At 42.6% G+C, this 1,771-nt stretch carries 1 protein-coding gene; it reads left to right on the top strand.

Translation table 11 applies throughout. From position 1 onward, the window contains the following. Positions 1-118: 118 nt before the first annotated feature. Entirely contained in the window at positions 119-1,396 is a 1,278-nt protein-coding gene (locus tag CSV74_RS16365; protein WP_099692449.1) for an IS110 family RNA-guided transposase, read from the top strand. Positions 1,397-1,771 lie beyond the last annotated feature (375 nt).

The following is a 1,771-nucleotide window of genomic DNA, read 5'->3' as shown; positions in this document are numbered from 1 at the left end:
CGGAGCATTCCTGTTTGGTTAGTGGAGCCCTATTGAAATAGAAAAGTCCCCTTGGTATGATTCGGGGGTGTCAAGGCATCGACTACTTGACCCCTAATAATAACCAAGGAGGACTCACATGAATTCTAAAGTGAATCACAAAATTAATCAAGTTACGGAAAAAACTTTGGTAGTGGGTATCGATATTGCCAAGTATAAACATTATGCTACATTTGTGGATGAGCGCGGTCGTGAAATTAAAAAAGCCTTTTTAGTTCCACAATCACTGGAAGGCTTTGAAGAACTTTATCAGGCAATTCTGGATGCCATGAAAGTCTTCGAGAAATCTGAAGTTCTGGTCGGCGTAGAGCCGACTGGTCATTACTGGCTAAACTTAGCTTACTTTTTAGAAGATCGAGGAATTCCTCTTGTAATCGTCAATCCTATGCATGTGAAACGTGTAAAAGAGCTTGATGATAATTTACAGACTAAGAATGATAAAAAGGACGCACTTACGATCGCACGTTTGATGAAAGATGGGCGTTATTCTCATCCCAAGCTGCTGCGTAATCAAGCGGCTGAGATACGTACCGGATACAGTCTAAGGGAATCGTTGATGAAAGAGCGCTCAATGTTAAAAAACAAACTTCATCGATGGATCGATAAGTATTTTCCTGAGTTATTCCATGTCTTTTCTGACTTTGGAGCCATGTTGCTTGCCGTATTAGAAGAAACACCACTTCCTGTTGATATTGTCGATATGACACCAACGGAGTTGGCTGACATTTGCGCAAAAGCAGGTAATATGAAACAGCGACGCCCAACAAAAGCAGCTGAACTCATTCAGGCAGCTCAATCATCCATCGGAATCACGATAGCTCCATGGGGAGCCAGACGAGAAGTAGCTTCCATGATGCGTCAATACCGACTCATTGAAGAAGAATTAGAAGCAATTGAAGCAGAACTGGAAGAACGCATTACACAAACAGCGGATTATGAGTTTTTAATTTCTGTTCCTGGAATCAGTCATGGGACCATCTCAGGTCTACTAGCTGAAATCGGAAGTTTCGACGATTATGAAAGTCCACGCCAACTTATTAAATTAGCGGGACTTACACTTCGAGAGAATTCTTCAGGCACTCATCAAGGACAGAAGAAAATCTCTAAGCGAGGACGTAAGCGGCTTCGTTCACTCTTATTTAAAGCCATGCTTCCTATTCTGCGTAACAATGAGGCGTTCCTAACACTTCATCATTATTACACACAGCGACAAGTGAATCCGCTTCGGAAGAAGCAATCGATGGTAGTTTTATGTGGAAAGCTGTTAAAAGTACTTCATGCACTGTGTACCAAAAAACGACGATTTGATAGTCAGCAAATGCTGACTGATCTTCACTGTCTTCAACTAGCGTCCTAACGTTCATATTCTAGAATCACCATTCATGACACGGAGAAGCTGGCACCAGCGGCGTACATTGGGCCTCGAGCCCCTCCCGGAGCATCTCGCCGGCCTCCATCTTGTGATAGACCGAACGAAGGAATGTCAGCGCTCGACGCTAAGAAACATGGGAGGGTCAGTCATCACAAGGTATCGGAGATCCAAAAGTGCATGCCATAACTCATTAACAGTTTCTGTAACTGTCAGCGAAGCGTATTCTTCTACTTACAGATAACGTAAAGTCATATATTTTTTAGGGGATGCATACTACAGATACATCCGAAAAATAATTTTTAGTCTTATTCAAAACTCGATAAACCTTGTCACTATCGTATTTCCAAGAGGGAGTCGCCC

The sequence above is a fragment of the Sporosarcina sp. P19 genome (genome assembly GCF_002743165.1).
Taxonomy (GTDB): Bacteria; Bacillota; Bacilli; order Bacillales_A; family Planococcaceae; genus Sporosarcina; species Sporosarcina ureae.
The sequence above is the reverse complement of the archived record's forward strand: the minus strand, read 5'-3'. Positions and strand labels throughout refer to the sequence as shown.

Coding starts and splice junctions, on each gene's coding strand:
- CSV74_RS16365 (WP_099692449.1), top strand. CDS start 119: ATGAATTCTAAAGTGAATCACAAAATTAATCAAGTTACGGAAAAAACT.